The organism is Ruminobacter sp. RM87 (genome assembly GCF_000701925.1).
Taxonomy (GTDB): Bacteria; Pseudomonadota; Gammaproteobacteria; order Enterobacterales; family Succinivibrionaceae; genus Ruminobacter; species Ruminobacter amylophilus.
Window position 1 is genome coordinate 21,737 of the sequence record NZ_JNKD01000028.1, and the last position, 17,664, is coordinate 39,400.

The window sequence follows — 17,664 nt, forward strand, 5'->3', positions numbered from 1 at the left end:
CTAGTCTATGTCTTCAGGTTCATCAAACTCACAAACGTGTTTAACCTTTGCCTTGATATCGGCCACACACTTAACTGCTTCACGATAATCCTTCTCAATCTGCTTTCGTGAGGTCTCAATCCTGTGTGTGTTCTGTTCACGGAGGAATATTTTTAATAAACCAGTGAACTTGCCGACCGTACCAGCAACCCTAAGAAGGTCATCAACTTTCTTGAATGAAAGTTTGTCGAGAGGCTCATAGCCACAACCTACCGTCTTAAGGTAATTGCTGATAGTCATACCGAACGCATCAGCCTTTTTCTTAATGACCGCTTTTTCATCTGCACTCAGATAAACCTTCACATGTGTTCTGGCGGTCTCAAGTTCTTTCTGGCGTTCTTTCTTCTTTTCCATGGTTCATTTTTCTGGCGTTGTAACTTAACCTAGCTTTCGGCGTTTGAGAACAAGATAGATGACCGTTGAGCATTCTTTGAATGCGAATAAGTGTCTGTTTTTGACCTGTTTCAACGCATGTTGAACGGGGTCATAAAACCTATCTTGCCAAATATTTCCATCACTACTATTGTACACTAAAATCACATTATTTGCATACTTTACAATACTATTTCTTGTAAAATAGTATTTTATACGATATAGTACGATTAGATAACGCCAAATAAGGATTTAATCCTGCCGAATAATAAAAAGTGCGATTAATTAGCGTTACTTATACGAATTTATATGGTTTTATAAGCAAAAATAAGGTGCTGTATGAATACACTGAACATAGACAGTGAAAAGGCTGAAGAGATGATCTTGGCACAGGAAAACAATCGTGTTAAGAACAACTCTATTGCAATCAGACTTCATCTGAAGCTGATTCAGGAGCTTCAATCAAAAGGAATCACTCGCAAGGCAATTTACAACTTCCTAAAAGAACAGAAAGTCATCTCATGCAGGTACGAGACTTTCTGTAATTCGCTCAAATCAATTAGTTCATCTCAAAAAAACAGAGAACAGGTTTCAGTCTCTACTAAGCAGCCAATCAAAAAAACTGTTGTTTCCTCGACCAAGACGCAGTTCTTTGAACACAATTCTTCTCCCTCAAAAGAAGACATTGACGATCTGGCCTAAGACAAACATTTTTCAAATCAATTAGTTAGTTAATTCATAGGAGAATTTTTAAAAATGAACATTAACTTCATTCTTCAAGGTAAAGGTGGCATCGGTAAATCATTCTTAGCCTCTGTTATTTCTCAGTCTCTTTTAGCAAGCAATCACAGAATCATGTGTATTGATACTGATCCTGTAAATGCAAGCTTTGCAAGCTTTAAGTCTCTTAACGTCCACCAGATTAAGATTTTGGACAACAATAAAGAAATTGACTCCTCAGCTTTCGACAAGTTCATGGAACTCATTTGTTCAGCTGAAGACATTGATGATGTAATCATTGATAACGGAGCGGCCTCTTTTATCGCATTGACCAACTATCTGCTCCTGAACGGTATTTTCGATATGCTTCAGGAAATGGGACATACCGTAACAGTTCACACCATCCTTGTAGGCGGTCAGGCTTTCAGTGATACTCTTGTCGGAGTGAGCGAGGTTTGCAAATACTTCAAGGATAAGTGCTCAATCGTTGTATGGGAAAATGAGTACTTCGGCAAAATCGAGCACAACGGTAAGCAGTTTACCGAGTTTTCAGTGTACAAGAACAATTCAGAACAGATTACTCACGTTCTGAAGCTGGAGCACCTGCATGAAATGTTTGCGAACGATCTTAAGCGTATGAATGAAATGCACCTGACATTTGATGATGCAAATCAATCCAAGGACTTCACTTTCATGCAGAAGAACCGACTGAACATCATCAAGACTAAGCTGTTTGAACAGTGTAACCAGTTAATCTAACTTTCATTATAAGGTACAGGCTCAATCCTGTACCTTAAACCAAAAATAAGGATGAACTTACTATGACTACCATAAATAGAGCTGTTATTAGAATCGAGATTGAGGATTATATCAGTGCAATACAGAATAATTATGGCTACATTGACGGAGCTGATTATTTTCTTGTACCTGCTGAAGATAGAGTTGTATCAGTTTGTGAAACTGTTGAAGAAGCTGAAGCAGAGATTGATCAGACTGTTTATTTAACCATTACCGAAAATGAAGCTGTTTTGGAGTATGAATATATCAGCGGAGCGGAAAACGTGTATTTCAATAAGGTTAATTTTATGGGAAATGTTTATCCTGTTTCCGAGGATTTAAAATCAGCTTCATGTTATAAGGCAATTAAAGAGTATTTAAAATTGCATAAAGGAGTAGAAGCCAATGAAGATTGATTTTTGCGAGCTTTCAGACAAGCAACAAACATTTCCCCTCGAAATGTAAAAACTTAGTGAGATTAACATGTCAATGAATTACATTATAAGCAATGATGAGCTCCAGCAGATTGTCGCAGAAATTGCAGTCAAGCATCATATTGCTATCCAAGACAATGATCCTCTGCTGGTTGAAATTACCGTACAGAACTACCTTTTATCTAAGTTCAAGAAAGCTCTGGAGGAACACGCTGTTACAATTGATGAACAAACTGATGTCTACATTGAACAGTTAAAGTCCGGTATTACAGCAACGCAAGAAGCTCTTGAAAATGCCAGACTTACCGCTGAAAAAGACCTAATTAAACATGCAAACTCAATCATTAACGGAGCAACAGGGCATTTCTCAGAACTGGTTAAATCTGAAATACAACACATCGAGATACCCAAAGACAAAAATCTTTGGTACACTGTCAGCATAGCTGTTGCTATTTCTCTGATAAACTTAGTTTTCCTTATTCTGATCATTTGCAGAATCTACTGACAAAAAATTAAAATTTTTGCATGAAAACGGAACACTTTCCCTAGTTTATTCAACTAGGGATTTGTTTTTTTGAGATTAGCATATCTCTTCGAGCTTTCCGAGGTAATTCATGTTACAGGTTATCACATCAAACGTACCATATGAGCTTGATTATATTGAAGGTAAAATAGATTACCTCTATATAAAAATTCCTGCTTTGTCAGAGAAAAACTTAAAATATATAGAATCAGGTATTCAAGACTCTAACTATAACAGTTCTTCCAATTATGAGTGCGGTAAAAGATACCTTGATGCTCTGCGTAAAGGTAAAAGCTTCAGCCAAAAAACTGATGATGACAGATATATCGGTTCACCTTGTTTCTGGTTCAATGCCATGAAAACCAATGAGAACATTTGCGGTGAGAAGGTTGGTTTTGATGTTTATTTGAAAGGATCTCTGCATTGTATCAACATAGCAACTTTTAACGGTTGCTCCAGAGAATCAATAAATAAGGTCGCTGAGGAACTGTACAAAAAATGCAATTCAGTGAAGTGCTTACGGAACATGCTCACAAAACCTTTTTCCTCAAAAGACACTGAACATATAATCGCCATTATTGCAAAAAGTTACGATGTGCCAAAAGACAAGAACAAATTATCTCTGGCTAGTAAATTCTGCTCCTTGGCATCTGAATTTCTGTTTGATAAAGTAAAACCTTTCTATCCTCGTTACGATAATATTGTTGCTGAATGTCTCGGCTACTACATTTCGTTCTATCTGCCCAAAAACTGCTACAAAGGGAAATATCCTAAGCAGGTAAAGAACAATTTTAAAGTGGAAATAAACTTAAGATCTGGAACTGCCTACACAGAATACCTTAAAATATATGAAGCATACTCATGGTTTATCAGGAAGATTTTAAGTAAAATATCTAAAGCTTCTGATAAAACACAGAAGATATATTTCACGGCATCTCAATTCACTCACTTGATTAGGTATGCTGATAAATTTAAAAAAATCTGAAATTTTTCCACGAAAATGGATCACTTTTCATCGCTGATTCTCTGAATCTGTTCCTGCAAATCCTTCTTCACAATCTCTCTCATAACTGCAACACCATCTATGTCATCATCCAGACAACGAAGCAAAAAATCAGAATAATATAGCTGTAACTCATAACGCTTTACATAATAGTCATTTCGGCAATACTTTTTCTGGACTGTATTTTTAGTTTCGTGTCCTAAGGCTGTTTCTTTTGCTCCAAAACTAATTGATTGAGTTTGAGGAATCAACTCAACAATTGTCCTAAACAGGCTCCTAGTTCCATGTATATCCATGTTATTGGAAAAATTTTTTGTAACGTAGCGTAAACAATCGTAAAATTTATAGTACTGTTGCTTTTTGAACTGTTGCTGAACCTGTCGAATTAAGAATACCGCTAAATCAGTCAATACTAAACGGTAGTTCGGTTTCATACCTTTCCGAGTCATTTTTGTCTCAATAATAATGTACTTATTTTCTTCATCAGTTAAGCTGCAAAACATGATAACTCTGAATGTTTCCTTAACTCTGGTAGCCAGAATCATATGTAAGAGAGTTAATGGCAAAAGATTGATTCTTCGATATTCTTTTATCTTTTTAAATGCTGAAAAAAATTCTGTTACTTCTCTTTCGGCGTCACTCAAAAAAATCCAATTCTCACAATCTAAAGCCTTTCTGGCTGTTTGTGTGATTTTGTTTTGTTTGAGCTTCGCAAAAGGATTTTCATAAATAAAACCTTTTTTACAAGCAAAATTAAAAAAAATGCTCATCACAGAAACGTAATAGTTTTTAGTGTTGACTGATAAGTGGTCAAGCTTTATCCGATCTACATTGATGTCAGACAAACTTAAATTTCTATAGTCACGTCCAAAAATACATCTAAAACATGAATCATATACATCCCTGGACTTCTCCTTAACATTATTAGTTTTAATATAAAGATCAAAAAGCTCTCCAACTTTTATGTCTGAAACAGAAAGATTTTTCATACCCATTCTGCTCAGAATGGCGAGCAATTGCTTAAAATCTTCAGAAAATCTGCCTGATACTTCATTCTTTTCAGAATCAGTTTCTATCGTACACTTAAAAGAGAGCTCAAATTTCAATCTAAACACCTCATAATTTACATTGATAAAACCTCTTATTGAATATATAATAAAAAAACCTCCAGCATTGCTAGAGGTTTTAAGTTTTTGAATTTGTTTTTATAAGAGCGGATATTTTACGAGAATATCTGCTTCTTTTTTTTCTAGCAACTTCTCCCTAATTTCATAAAATTTCTTTGACCACTTCTTCCTGAACATTCCTTGTTTTCTCGCATCAATTAACCAGAACATCACTTTTGCATAATATAGTTTTGGAGGAACCTTCCTAAGGATTAGTTCATCAATGAACTCTTCTAAATCCTCAAACACGCTGGAATCTCCAGCAACCAGATTAACTAATTTCATCGCTCGTTTTATCTTTTCATTTTCTCCTCTGCTCGTATCTTCAAAAATTTCCCTTACTACACCTAAAAATCCTGAACCTATAACACCCGAAAGCTGAAACACATCTTTCCTTACCAAAAACAAATATAACGGCTTCTTCCTTTCTCTGTTCCTCAAGATTTCACAAAACTCATTAGCCTTTGTCTTAATAACATCATAAAACTTGCTTTTCTGATACAGAACAAATCCTGAAGGTGGCTCAATCACACTGTATTCCAAGAATAACTTGCAAGCCTTAGTTCCCAAATAACACCGACTGGCCATATTCATATTCGGCTCTACATATGTAGCTAAATTGAGCTTTTTCTTAAGACTTCTCGAAGAAAGTGTTCCTGAAGGATCAACCTTAACTAATTTCTGAACTGTCTTTACATCAAGTCCAAGTAATTGAGAAATCTTTCGTCCTGAAAAACCTTGCCGTGTAAGTTGTTGGACTTCTTGTCTAACTGAATCACTCAGCATTTTTCCTCCTTGTTGCATAAATTAAAGAATGAGATAAACGACCACGGAGAACCACATCAAACTCTATATCCAGAGATTTTTTTTTGGAAAATCTGAAATCGTAATGATTGATGATGTCACCATATTTAAGCAGCTCAACTATGTTGACCATTTCCTTTCGGCTCATAACATAGTCATCCATGAGCTGGCTAAGTGCTGGCAGAGAATAAATGTCAGCAACCAGATATGAAGCAGAAAGCAACTGCATCCAAACAGGTATGCTTTCACTTGAATCTTCAAATAGGGAATTACGATTGATAACTTTATCAACCAGTAATGAATAATTCTTAAATAACCTTTCTTCTTTCAACTCAATTCCAACATGAACTAAGGAATCCATAATGACGGATGTCAGCATTTCATCATGTGAAGGTGCAAAATAGATCATGAAACTGTTGTTGTTCACTGGGATCTGATCCGCCATAAACAGGTCATAATCCTTCAGGTCGATGTAGAAATTGTTCTCGACCTTGCCAACATAGAACTTACCAGACTCGGCATATGACAATCCGTTGTCTCTAATTGAGAGTTTTTTTGAAAGAAGCTTGAGAGATACATCAGTAAGCTTGATGTCTTTGTGCTGACAGCACTTCTCAAACAATGAGCCTGCGTGATATCTAGCTTGAATTTTATCGTGAATCTCTTGTAATATAGTCATATCAAACTCCGAATGACCACACAACTCATTAGATAACGAGGTGGTGTGCGTGCCCCTTCTTTTGGCGTTTCTAAACCAAAGACGCAGGAAACCTTCCCAAAAAACCCCCACTAAATCACAAAAAAGTGCCCTTTTTCTTAAAAAATTCTTAAAAAGTGATCCATTTTCGTGGAAAAATTTTTTGATTAAATTTTAGTCATTTATGACTAGCCGATAAAAAATTTTCCGAATGAAACACTTATTAAGTTAAGGCACTATTTTTAATAGTGGTGGAATTCTAGGAAGGTATCCTTAGCAAGACTATCAGTGAGAGTTAGTTATCTCTCCCCCCTACGGCACGCTCTTGCACAGAATTCAAAATGACATTTTCACTAACCAAACCTCTCTTGGTTAGTTTGAATCAATCTTGAAAACTGGATAACACGTTGCTCTTCAGCCGTATTTCCCCGTTTAGAGCTACACAACCACCCTCGACCAACAAACTCATCCACTGATCCAACATCTTGGGAATTTAATCGTTGTGCTTTTTCCATCTTACACCAGCTAACCTTACTGCATATAACCAATCTATAACACTTACAAACTTACTATTTTGGTGTAAGAACACAATCATGTTACAATATTGTGAATTTTTAGTCAATCTTTAATCGGATCTAACCTTATGTATTCAGAATATTTCTGTCAGACCGTCACAAAAAGACTTAAAGACAACAAGATATCTCTTGCTGAATTAGCAAAACGCACTGGCGTAACCAGAGCACACTTATTTAATGTTATCCATGGCAAGTCCAATCCGACTCTGGAAATGATGACGCTTATTTCAGTTCATCTTGAAGTTCCGCTATCCGTTCTGCTTGATGACCCTGAATACCGCCAACTCGGATGTGCGGATGGTTACGAATATACAACTAACCTGCAACTGTCCTCAGAAGCCTCCGATTCTGATTCTGTAAAACAGGACGAACCATCTAAAACTACAAATTCAGCCAAAAAAGAAAGAGCGTCTGACGTGTCTAGTTCTGCTATCAGCACTTTAATTCAAAATGACTTAGTAATACTTCAAAACCTGCATGAAATCAGGCAACTTCTCGTGAAAAAACCGCCAAAATAGCCTATCTGAGAAAAAAGGTTAATATATTGTAAAAAATATGTTTTTATTTAATTTCATATTATATATAATACACTATATATTTTTAATGTATGGTGTATTGTATGGCATCCTTATCAGATAATCTCGTTATAACTAGAACACTTGAGAAACTTGAACGTCAATGTGGTTCAAAGCTTCTTAGTATCTTGAATGACCCAAAAACAATTGAGATCATGCTAAACCCTGATGGCTGGGTCTGGCTCGAACAGCTAGGCTCACCCATGAGGAAGGTTTTCCAGCTTTCACCTAATTCAGCTAATGCAATCATGCAGACTGTTGCTGGATTTCACGGCAAAATCGTCAATGAGCAGAATCCTATTCTTGAATGTGAGTTCCCATTAGACAGTTCTCGCTTCGCTGGTCAGGTTTTTCCTTGCGTACCCAATCCTTCATTTACCATTAGAAAAAAGGCCGTATCTATCTTTACTCTTGACCAGTATGTAGAAGCTGGAACGATGACAGAACGACAGAAAAACATCATTATTGACGCTGTTAATTCGCATAGGAACATCCTCGTTGTCGGTGGAACAGGCTCTGGTAAGACAACATTAGTTAATGCCATCATTTCAAAAATGACTGACAACTTTCCTCTGGAAAGAGTAGTCATCATAGAAGACACAGGAGAAATTCAGTGTTCTGCGGAAAACTACGTTCAGTTCCATACATCTCCTGATGTCACTATGACCGATCTCCTGAAAACTACCCTCAGAATGAGACCTGACAGAATCCTTGTCGGTGAAGTCCGTGGAAAAGAAGCATTAGATTTACTCATGGCTTGGAATACAGGCCACTCAGGTGGCTGTGCTACCGTTCATGCAAACAACTGTGACCAAGCGTTAGAGCGTATTGCCATGCTTATCAGCATGAACTCCGATTATCCAAAACCAATTGAACCATTAATAGCATCTTCCGTGCATGTCATTGTGCATATTGCCAGACACGAACACGGAAGACGCATAAACCAGATACTCACTGTTGAAGGGTTCTCAGCAGGAAAGTATATAACCAAAGAAATCTCTTAATCACTTTTATAAAAGGAAAATTAAATGAACTTTATTAAAAACAATCTTTTACTGATCGTATGTGCTGTTGCATCAATCGTATTCTGTGACTCAGCTTTTGCGTCAGGCACTATGCCATGGGACTCTGGCATTAAGAACATTCAGGAATCTCTGACGGGTCCTGTTGCAACTGGTATTTCTCTTATCGGCCTTATAGCCGCTGGTGCAATGCTGGTCTTCGGTGGCGAAATTTCTGGCTTCCTCAAGCAGTTAATTTACCTCGTACTGGCAATCTCTCTCATCCTCTGCGGTAATTCATTCATTACCAATGTTATGGGACATAAGACTACGACTACATCAGGTGCAACCATAGCCTATGTTCAGATGATTGACTTAACAACCGATAACCACACAATTGTAATTAACTCTTAATGAACAAGCGAGGCAACAGCTATGAACTCTACTATTCATCGTTCATGTATTCGTACAAACACATTCCTTGGCGGAGATAGAGAACTCATTATGGTATCTGGTGTCGTGACTGTTGCCTGCGTCTTTGTCCTCCAGACATCAATTGCTTTTCTCTTTGGCGTGGTTCTGTGGTTCTCAGTACTGTTTCTGACAAGACTGATGACCAAAGCAGATCCGAGAATGAGAGATGTGTACCTGAGACACATCAAATATCAGTCTGTTTACTACGCTAAAGGTACTCCATTTGCCGAAACTGGCTTACTCCAAAAATAATAAGATAAAAACACATGTTTTACTTAACTCTGACATTCGCACTTTTAGGTGTGTTGATGGTTTTTGTTCTTGCAAGTCTTATTCACTCAGCTTCAAGCTCACAAAGACTGTCAACTCACCGCTCTACCAGCAAAGGTTTTGCCGACCTTCTCGACTATGCTTCATTACTTGAAGACGGTTTGATGCTCTGCAAATCGGGAGCTTTAGCCGTTACTTGGAAATACACATGCCCTGACGCTGACTCAAGCACCGCAGACGAAAAAGATCTTCTTGCCATTCAGCTCAATCAGGTGCTATCTAAACTTGGTGATGGCTGGGTACTTCACATTGACTCAATGCGAGAGAAAGTTGAAAGCTATTCAAAGCCTTCTGAAAGTCATTTTCCTGATGAAATTACAAGGGCAATTGATGAGGAACGTCGTCGCTATTTCAACGATTTAGGAAAAATGTATGAATCTACATTTTTCCTGACACTCACTTATTTACCGCCTCTTCTTGCACAGCAGAAAATTCAGAAGCTGATGTTTAAGGACAACGGCAAGAAGATGACTGAAAAAGAATTCAGTCAAAGGATTGTTGACCAGTTTAAGGCACAGATTACTTCCATTGAGTCCCTACTCAGTCTGAGTGTTAATTTAACACGTTTAAAGTCATTTACCGTTACCCATGAAGACGGTTCAGAAGCTGTATTTGATGCTCAGCTTTCGTATTTACATAAGACTATCACTGGAGATGACGTAAACATTCGCCTGCCTAAAAACGCCATTTATCTTGACCATTTGGTCGGCTGTAAAGATTTCTTCTCGGGCGTGATCCCCAAAATCGACAACAAATTCATTCAGTGCGTGGCAATTGACGGAATGGCAATGGAATCCCAAACAGGTATCCTAAACGCATTAACAAAACTTTCCTGCTCTTGCCGTTGGAACACTCGTTTTATATTCTTAGATCAACACGTAGCCGTATCAGAGGTTAAAAAATACCAGAAAAAATGGAGACAAAAAGTCCGTGGAATGTTAGATCAAATCCTTGACCGAGCATCACGCAATGTAGATCAAGATGCTTTAGCCATGGAGGAAGACGCAAACGATTTTCTAGAAGAAATAAATTCAGGATTAGTTGGTGCTGGTTACTACACCTCTGTAGTAGTTCTCATGGATGATGACAAAAACAAGTTAGCCGATAATGCACGCAATATTGCAAAAGAAATTGAACGGCTCGGATTTACAGCAAGAATTGAAACCATCAATAACATGGAGGCTTATTTTGGCTCTCTGCCATGTAACGGAATTGCCAATATCCGCAGACCTCTAATCAACACTCTTAACCTGTCAGACCTTATTCCAACATCAAGCATATGGACAGGAGAGAAAAAATGTCCATGTCCTTTTTATCCTGAAAACTCACCTGCTCTCATGAATTGTGTTACTGACGGAAGTTCTCCTTTCCGTCTTAACATTCATGTGAGAGACGTAGGGCATACACTGATTATCGGCCCGACTGGTGCTGGCAAATCAACTCACTTAGCATTACTAGCCTCTCAGCTTAGACGCTATGCTGGCATGTCCATCTTTGCATTTGACAAGGGTATGTCAATGTTTGCATTGAATCAGGCTTGCAACGGCCTGCATTATGAGATCGGAGGAGAAGACTCAACTCTTCAGTTCTGTCCGCTTCAGTATCTCTCTACAGCCAAAGACAGGGCGTGGGCTTCTGATTGGATCGCCACCATCATGAAGCTTAACGGTCTTGAACCAACGCCAGAACAAAACATTGTCATTAAGCAGGCAATTGAATCAATGGCTGACAGCGGTGAAGTCTCTATCTCCAGCCTTGTAACAGCTATTCAGGACTATGAAATGAAGCAGATTATCGAGCAGTACGCTGGTAATTCTTCTGCCGTGGCCATGATTCTGGACGGTGATTTTGACAATCTGGCATTTAACAATTTCACCGTCTTTGAAATTGAAGAACTTATGAATCTTAACGATAAATGGAAGATTCCTGTCCTACTTTACCTGTTCAAGCGTATTGAAGACAGCTTACATGGTCAGCCAGCAGTCATCATACTCGATGAGGCTTGGCTCATGCTTGGTCATCCTGTTTTCAGAGAAAAGATTAGAGAATGGCTCAAGGTTCTCCGCAAAGCTAACTGTTCCGTCATCATGGCAACTCAGTCACTCAGTGACGCTGCAAATTCTGGAATTTTAGACGTTATCGCTGAATCCACTTCCACAAAGATTTATCTGCCTAACAGCACAGCTCGTGACGAACGTACCGCTGAAATGTACTACAGCTTAGGACTCAATAAGCGTCAGGTAGAAATCATTGCCAATGCCGTACCAAAGCATGACTACTATTACGTTTCAGCCAATGGAAGAAGACTCTACAGTTTGGCTCTTGAAAAACTGACACTTGCATTTGTTGCTGTTTCCGACAAGGAATCAGTAGCAAAGATTAAGGAGCTTAGAGCTGAATACGGTGAAGCTTGGACTCATGAATGGCTAAAACTTAAGAACATTGATATCAAAGATTATCAGTAATTTAAAGGCAGGATAAAATGACTCAGGAAAAGAAAACTGAAAACACCTCAAACAACAATCCGTACCTTAACGGCACTCGCACATGGAATGACTTCATCAGCGGACAGGTTGCTCAGCGGAAGATGTGGCAGGTTACAGCCCTCACCTCTCTTATGTGTGTAATGCTCTGCATTATGGGCGTAATCTACATTGGCTCACAATCCAAAATCACTCCTTACATTGTAGAAGTTGATTCACTTGGTAGAAGCCAGTTTATGGGCGTTATTCCCACCTATGAAAATATAGACCAGAGAGTTATCAATGTAATCCTCACTGATTTTATCAGTGATTATCGCACTGTATCTTCTGATGTTGATTTAGGCATCAAGTTTATAAATCGTTTGTTTGCCAAACTCGATCCAAGTGACACAGCCCATACCAAGATTGCGGAACAGTTCAGTAAAAAAAATCCAATAGAAGAAGGCAAATCCAAGACTGTTGACGTAAAAGTCACCGCCATTCTCCAAATATCCCCACAAAGCTATGCTATTGAATGGACGGAAACAACTCGTGACCGCTCACGTTCAGGAAAAATCACCGACATCGGCAAGTATAAATCCATCGTGACCGTGAAGAACACAGACACATCTAACATGTCATTCGAGCAACTCCAGAACAATCCTGTTGGACTTTACATTACCGATTTTTCACTCCAGAGATTAAACGAAAACAAATAAGGCAGTACCTAAATGAAATTAACCAAGAATTTACTCACTATAGCATTATTAAGTACTATCTCAGCTCCTGTATTAGCTGACGCTGAATATGACGCTTATACCTTTGAAATTGACGAACCGATCCTTTCAGACGCTGATTACAAGGCAATTGAAATGTCATCAAAGATAAATGACAGAACAATGCCTCTCACTGAAGGCTCAAACGGATACATTCAATACGTTTACGGTGTGCAGACTCCTCGTGTAGTCTGCTCTCCTATGAGGATCTGTGATGTTAAATTACAGGCTGGTGAAACTATCTTCTCATTACACGCTGGAGACACTACTCGTTGGACAATTGAGCCTGCCCTTGAAGGTGACGGAGCTTCCGAAGTAGAACACATCATTATCAAACCTCTTGATGCTGGAATCAGCACCAACATGGTTATCACCACTAACAGACGTGTGTACCACATTGACTTGTCATCCAGTAAATCCCAGAACATTCCACGTATTTCATTTGTTTACCCAGAAGAGAGCTTTGCAAAATTCAAGCTCCTTCAGGACAGAAAGAAACAGAATATAGCTCAAAACACAATTCCTGAAACAAACGAGTATTTGGGCAATCTCGATTTTGACTACGAAGTAACTGGCGATGATGTAGCTTGGAAACCTGTGAGAGTTTACAACGATGGAAAGAAGACCATTATTGAAATGCCATCAGCAATGAACAGTAATGAATCCCCTGCTCTTCTTGTTACTCGCTATAACAAGACAAGCAGGAACTCAGAACAGCTCGTAAATTACCGAGTTCAGAACAACCGTTACATTGTAGATGCCCTCTTCTATGAAGCAGAGCTTGTACTTGGCGTTGGCAGTGATCAGGATAAAGTTACCGTAAGGAGAAGCAAGTAATGAACAAGATTATTCCAGTTTTAATGATGGCTATTGGTTTAAGCAGCTTAACCGCCTGTGTGACTACAAAACATCAGGAAAACATCAATCTCATAGACTTAGCTTCTGACGGTTATTACAAGATTAATGAGGCTCTATCAGAAGACTCCGTTAAGATGATTGAAAAGAATTTCCCTCCAGCTCACACAAAATTCTTTAACAGAATTCCCACCAAACAGCTCCAGACTGACGTTTATGGTGCAAGCCTTGTTAAAAGCCTGCGTAAGAAAGGCTATGCCGTTTCTGCGGTGGCTGATGACGAATATAAGTACCTTCGCTATACCGTAAGTCAGCCGAACGCTGACACTTATCAGGTAGTGCTTAACATCGGTAGTGAACAGTTCTGCCGTTCTTACGTGAAGCACAAGAACAACTCTGTTGTCCCTCTCTCTTCATGGACTGTAAGGAGATAAGCTGATGGCTAATAAAGATGAAACTGAATCACCTAACGAGATCTCTGTTGATACCACAAGAATGTCGGTAGCTCCAAAAATTATTGTGGTAGCTATTCTATCGGCTTTTGCCCTTGTTGTCGTGTATTCGCTGGCTTCAAAGAATCAGCCACAGGAAGATGAGGTAAAAGAACAGCCAAAACAGGAAATTACAGGGACAAATAACGATGAGTTTGTTAACTCTTTTACAGCAAAGGCTGACTATTCTGAGCCTGTTCATTTTGAAATTCCTACACGTAAAGACGAGGAATTTGTTCCTGAAAGTGATAAGCCAAGAGAAATGACTCCTGAAGAAATAAAGGAACGTATTCAAAACAGACCTAAAGAGCTGGAACTTAAGGCTGATTTACCGCCTAACACAGCACAGCCTGATCCGAGATTTGAGGAATACAAGCAGTTACGTAAGCAACAGTTCATGCAAGCCCTCACCTCTCAGCCAAGAAATTCAAGCTTTAATGGTAGTAATAGCAAATCTTCGACCGTCATTCACGGAAGCGACCAGTCATCACTCCAGCGACCATCAAGTGATGCTAGTTACCAAGAAAAAATGAACTACTACAATCAGAGAAAGGCAGAACTTCAAAGACTAAAGGGATCTGGATCTAACTACTCTGAAAAGCTTGCTCTCGCCAAGCAACTTATGGCTGAAAGTACAGGTAACAGTAATAGCAATGCTGGTAATTCGTCATCCACTGACTTTTCAGCGGATAATAACTCCAGCAAAGAACCTAGAAACTGGCAACTAAATTCCACACTGGAAGCTCCAAAGGCTCTTACAGTAAATACAGGCTTTGTAATTCCAGCAACTCTTATTACAGGCGTAAATTCAGACCTCCCTGGGCATCTCATAGGACAGGTGAGCCAAAACGTGTATGACACCGCAACAGGTCAGCACCTACTCATTCCGCAGGGCACAAAGCTTTTTGGGATTTATAACTCTGGGATTATGTTCGGACAAGAACGTGTAATGGTGGCGTGGAATCGCCTTGTTTACCCAGACGGCAGAACACTTGACCTTGGTCAGATGGCAGGCTCTGATATGGGAGGTTACAGCGGATTTACCGATCAGGTTAATAACCACTACTGGAAGCTCTTCAAGTCTGCGTTTCTTCTCTCAATGGTTACAGCTTCTGTCACCTACACCGACAACAAGTATGTCAATGACAAAGATACTACATCAGCTTCTTCAGCCATGGCTGAAGCTCTCGGTAATGAATTAGGCTCTGTTACTACCGAGCTTATTCGCAAGCACATGAATGTAGCTCCGACAATCGAGATTCGTTCTGGTTACAGATTCAATGTAATAGTGAATAAGGACATCAGTTTCAACGCACCGTACAAACACTAAGAATTAACGAGGATAAAACCATGAAAAAGATACTAACTGCATCAATTATAAGTGCCTTACTGGCAATTTCCGCTCCTGCTTATTCCAGCGGTTTCCCAACAATTGACGTTGCTCAGGTAACTCAGCAACTTATGAATTATCTCCAGATGATTGATGATTTTGAAGTTCAACTTAACCAGCAACTTAACCAGATTGAACACCTTCAGCAGATTGAAGTCCCGGGAATGGCTGAATATAAACGTCTGCAAGAACTTATTATGGCCTACCAAGAAACAGCTAATCGTTATAATGATATAGCCAAAAAATACAACAGTTTATCCAAGTTCCTTCAGCAATTTGAAGACGTTGATTTTGTACTAAAAAACAGTTGTTCCAATGGTTATCAATGTTCAGAAGAAGACATAAGATCTCTTAACACCAAAAGAATTGAACTCATTAAAAACATGAATAGTGTCATCAATGATAATTGGGAAAATACTCAAAAAGAAAAAAAAGCAATAGAAAAAGATCTTGAAACATTCAAAGAAACATCAGCCAAGTCTGCAAAAACTCAAGGCGAAATTGACCAGAAAATGATATCTCTTCTTGTTCTTCTCAACAAGCAAATAGCTGAAATGAGACAAGCTCAGGCCAACAGAAATGAAACTGATGCAACACTTGAAAAATACCGCTCAGACAGAATAAATCAACAAGAACTGAGAAATATCGGAGAAAATCATGATTAGAAAAATCAAAATACTAATCACCGTACTGTTCCCAGCACTTGCACTATTTGCTTTCAGTGCACAGCCTTGTTTTGCTGAAGGAACCCAAATCGCTAATAAAAATGCAGTTACAAAAAAAACAAACACTACAATGTTGGATGAAATCTTAAAATCGACTAGAGACAACAGTATAAAAATATCAACAGAACTGGTCAAACACGCCAAAAATTTGCTTATAGCTCTAGCTTGTATTTCTTTCTCATTCTTTGCAATTAAACATGTTTTTGACGGTGCTAACTTCAACACACTCTTTGCTGAGATGGTGAAGTTCATCATGGGGATCGGATTTTTTATGTATATGCTAAATCTCGGGCCAACAGCAATCATCAAAATAGTTGAAGATTTCGTATCCATAATATCCATAAATGTTTCATCCAAACATAACCTTTTCACAAACGAAAATACCACAGCAATAAATCTTGTAAGCACAATCTATTCTCAAGGATGGGACATGCTTACAGCAATAGCAAGAAGAGGCAAGCCAGAAGGTTCTTCATTTGACATTATCTTTGCTGATACAAGTATGGCAGACATGTTCCAGTACTATGTATCTCTTGTTCTTGGCGGAGTTATCATGATTGTTTTTACCTTTATATCAGTAAACTACTTGCTAACACTTTCTAAGGCATACATCACTGCATGCTGTGCCATTCTTGCTGTTGGCTTTGGAGGACTAACTTGGACAAATTCATGGGCGATAAATTACTGTAAGCAACTTATCAAAATAGGTTTTGAGCTCATGACGTTTGTTTTTGTTGTCAAGTTATTACTAATAGCCATGGATTATCCAATTTCTGCAATCAAAACAATTCCAAATGTACCTATTTCTTTCTTGGTTATGGGTATAGCTATGTCTTTGCTCACTTTAATTCTTTCCAACTCACTACCTAAATCCGTATCTGCAATGATTGAAGGAGGAGCAACAGGCAGTTTTGATATGTCTGCTGTATCTCAAATTAAATTAAGTCACGAAATAGGTAAAGCTGTAAACGAAGCATTAACAAAAGAAAGATCCTTACCATTTTCAGGGAATAAAACAAAGGATAGAATTAACCAAATTCAAGGAAGACAAGGAGACATGAACCTTTCTAGACCTCAGCAAAACCAAACACAGCAAAGCAAAATTTCAGGACAACAACCAAATAACCAACCACAACCAAATAACCAACAACAAAGGAATCACGCATGAAAAAAATATTAACCATCACAATATTAAGTATTATCTCAACATCGGCTTTAGCTAACACTTACGTTGATGAAAACAAACTGAATTCAGCAATGAATGACCTCAACAACAAAGTGAACAGCAACGAATATTCTATTTCTGATAATGGAATGAATATTGATGACGTTCTGTCACAGATTGATCAATCAAAAGTACGTAACAGCAACTACTCCATGCCTGATACCAGTTCAGACTATGATGCTGAATGTGCTATCTGGCTGTGCCTACCTACCAAATTTCGAGCCTCAGAATGTGCCAAAGCACATAAAGC

20 protein-coding genes and 1 pseudogene are annotated in these 17,664 nt (G+C 38.5%); 17 read left to right on the forward strand and 4 right to left on the reverse strand.

Annotated features, from left to right (window positions below):
* On the reverse strand, positions 1 to 393 hold the full coding sequence (locus T489_RS14250; protein ID WP_051621863.1) for a plasmid mobilization protein: 393 nt from the start codon (positions 391 to 393) through the stop codon (positions 1 to 3).
* Between the two features lie 357 nt (positions 394 to 750).
* On the opposite strand from T489_RS14250, the gene T489_RS0106725 reads away from it, so the two are divergent.
* The 5 genes from T489_RS0106725 to T489_RS0106745 all read left to right on the forward strand — a co-directional run bounded on the left by T489_RS0106725 (position 751) and on the right by T489_RS0106745 (position 3,850).
* Positions 751 to 1,113: a hypothetical protein gene (locus tag T489_RS0106725; RefSeq protein WP_031579300.1), complete on the forward strand. Its 363-nt coding sequence runs from the start codon at positions 751 to 753 to the stop codon at positions 1,111 to 1,113.
* A 54-nt stretch (positions 1,114 to 1,167) separates the two neighbouring features.
* The gene (locus T489_RS0106730; RefSeq protein WP_031579301.1) at positions 1,168 to 1,890 is read left to right on the forward strand and encodes a nucleotide-binding protein; all 723 of its coding nucleotides are present in this window, start codon (positions 1,168 to 1,170) and stop codon (positions 1,888 to 1,890) included.
* A 62-nt stretch (positions 1,891 to 1,952) separates the two neighbouring features.
* Positions 1,953 to 2,324 (forward strand): hypothetical protein, encoded by a 372-nt coding sequence (locus T489_RS0106735; protein ID WP_031579302.1) that lies wholly within the window; start codon positions 1,953 to 1,955, stop codon positions 2,322 to 2,324.
* Positions 2,325 to 2,397: 73 nt separating this feature from the next.
* The gene (locus T489_RS0106740; RefSeq protein ID WP_198020433.1) at positions 2,398 to 2,847 is read left to right on the forward strand and encodes a hypothetical protein; all 450 of its coding nucleotides are present in this window, start codon (positions 2,398 to 2,400) and stop codon (positions 2,845 to 2,847) included.
* Between the two features lie 109 nt (positions 2,848 to 2,956).
* Positions 2,957 to 3,850 (forward strand): hypothetical protein, encoded by an 894-nt coding sequence (locus T489_RS0106745; protein WP_031579304.1) that lies wholly within the window; start codon positions 2,957 to 2,959, stop codon positions 3,848 to 3,850.
* A 20-nt stretch (positions 3,851 to 3,870) separates the two neighbouring features.
* On the opposite strand, the gene T489_RS0106750 is transcribed toward T489_RS0106745, so the two are convergent.
* The 3 genes from T489_RS0106750 to T489_RS0106760 form a co-directional block, all read right to left on the reverse strand.
* Entirely contained in the window at positions 3,871 to 4,974 is a 1,104-nt protein-coding gene (locus T489_RS0106750) for a site-specific integrase (RefSeq protein WP_031579305.1), read from the reverse strand.
* Between the two features lie 99 nt (positions 4,975 to 5,073).
* The gene (locus T489_RS0106755; RefSeq protein WP_031579306.1) at positions 5,074 to 5,820 is read right to left on the reverse strand and encodes a hypothetical protein; all 747 of its coding nucleotides are present in this window, start codon (positions 5,818 to 5,820) and stop codon (positions 5,074 to 5,076) included.
* Positions 5,810 to 6,517, reverse strand: coding sequence for a hypothetical protein (locus tag T489_RS0106760; RefSeq protein ID WP_157608109.1), 708 nt, complete (start codon positions 6,515 to 6,517; stop codon positions 5,810 to 5,812). Before T489_RS0106760 ends, T489_RS0106755 begins: the two co-directional genes overlap by 11 nt.
* Before the next feature lie 661 nt (positions 6,518 to 7,178).
* On the opposite strand from T489_RS0106760, the gene T489_RS0106770 reads away from it, so the two are divergent.
* The 12 genes and pseudogenes from T489_RS0106770 to T489_RS0106825 all read left to right on the forward strand — a co-directional run.
* Entirely contained in the window at positions 7,179 to 7,628 is a 450-nt protein-coding gene (locus T489_RS0106770) for a helix-turn-helix domain-containing protein (RefSeq protein ID WP_031579308.1), read from the forward strand.
* Between the two features lie 101 nt (positions 7,629 to 7,729).
* Positions 7,730 to 8,689 (forward strand): P-type conjugative transfer ATPase TrbB, encoded by a 960-nt coding sequence (gene trbB / locus T489_RS0106775; RefSeq protein WP_084155441.1) that lies wholly within the window; start codon positions 7,730 to 7,732, stop codon positions 8,687 to 8,689.
* 24 nt (positions 8,690 to 8,713) lie between these two features.
* Positions 8,714 to 9,100: a TrbC/VirB2 family type IV secretion system protein gene (locus T489_RS13565; protein ID WP_051621864.1), complete on the forward strand. Its 387-nt coding sequence runs from the start codon at positions 8,714 to 8,716 to the stop codon at positions 9,098 to 9,100.
* Positions 9,101 to 9,121: 21 nt separating this feature from the next.
* Entirely contained in the window at positions 9,122 to 9,412 is a 291-nt protein-coding gene (gene trbD / locus T489_RS0106785; RefSeq protein WP_031579311.1) for a conjugal transfer protein TrbD, read from the forward strand.
* A 14-nt stretch (positions 9,413 to 9,426) separates the two neighbouring features.
* Complete coding sequence (locus T489_RS0106790) at positions 9,427 to 11,955, forward strand: VirB4 family type IV secretion/conjugal transfer ATPase (RefSeq protein WP_031579312.1); 2,529 nt, start codon at positions 9,427 to 9,429, stop codon at positions 11,953 to 11,955.
* A gap of 17 nt (positions 11,956 to 11,972) precedes the next feature.
* Entirely contained in the window at positions 11,973 to 12,671 is a 699-nt protein-coding gene (locus T489_RS0106795) for a VirB8/TrbF family protein (protein ID WP_031579313.1), read from the forward strand.
* A gap of 12 nt (positions 12,672 to 12,683) precedes the next feature.
* Complete coding sequence (gene trbG, locus T489_RS0106800) at positions 12,684 to 13,565, forward strand: P-type conjugative transfer protein TrbG (protein WP_031579314.1); 882 nt, start codon at positions 12,684 to 12,686, stop codon at positions 13,563 to 13,565.
* Positions 13,565 to 14,017 carry a hypothetical protein gene (locus T489_RS0106805; RefSeq protein WP_031579315.1) on the forward strand — a complete coding sequence of 151 codons (453 nt, stop codon included), beginning with the start codon at positions 13,565 to 13,567 and terminating at the stop codon, positions 14,015 to 14,017. The genes trbG and T489_RS0106805 overlap by 1 nt, the downstream gene beginning before the upstream one ends.
* 4 nt (positions 14,018 to 14,021) lie before the next feature.
* The gene (locus T489_RS14255) at positions 14,022 to 15,404 is read left to right on the forward strand and encodes a TrbI/VirB10 family protein (RefSeq protein ID WP_051621865.1); all 1,383 of its coding nucleotides are present in this window, start codon (positions 14,022 to 14,024) and stop codon (positions 15,402 to 15,404) included.
* A 20-nt stretch (positions 15,405 to 15,424) separates the two neighbouring features.
* Positions 15,425 to 16,129, forward strand: coding sequence for a TrbJ/VirB5 family protein (locus T489_RS0106815; protein WP_031579317.1), 705 nt, complete (start codon positions 15,425 to 15,427; stop codon positions 16,127 to 16,129).
* Positions 16,122 to 17,357 carry a type IV secretion system protein gene (locus T489_RS0106820; RefSeq protein WP_031579318.1) on the forward strand — a complete coding sequence of 412 codons (1,236 nt, stop codon included), beginning with the start codon at positions 16,122 to 16,124 and terminating at the stop codon, positions 17,355 to 17,357. Before T489_RS0106815 ends, T489_RS0106820 begins: the two co-directional genes overlap by 8 nt.
* Positions 17,354 to 17,664, forward strand: a pseudogene (locus T489_RS0106825) (hypothetical protein); the annotation flags it as partial. The gene T489_RS0106820 and the pseudogene T489_RS0106825, both read left to right, overlap by 4 nt.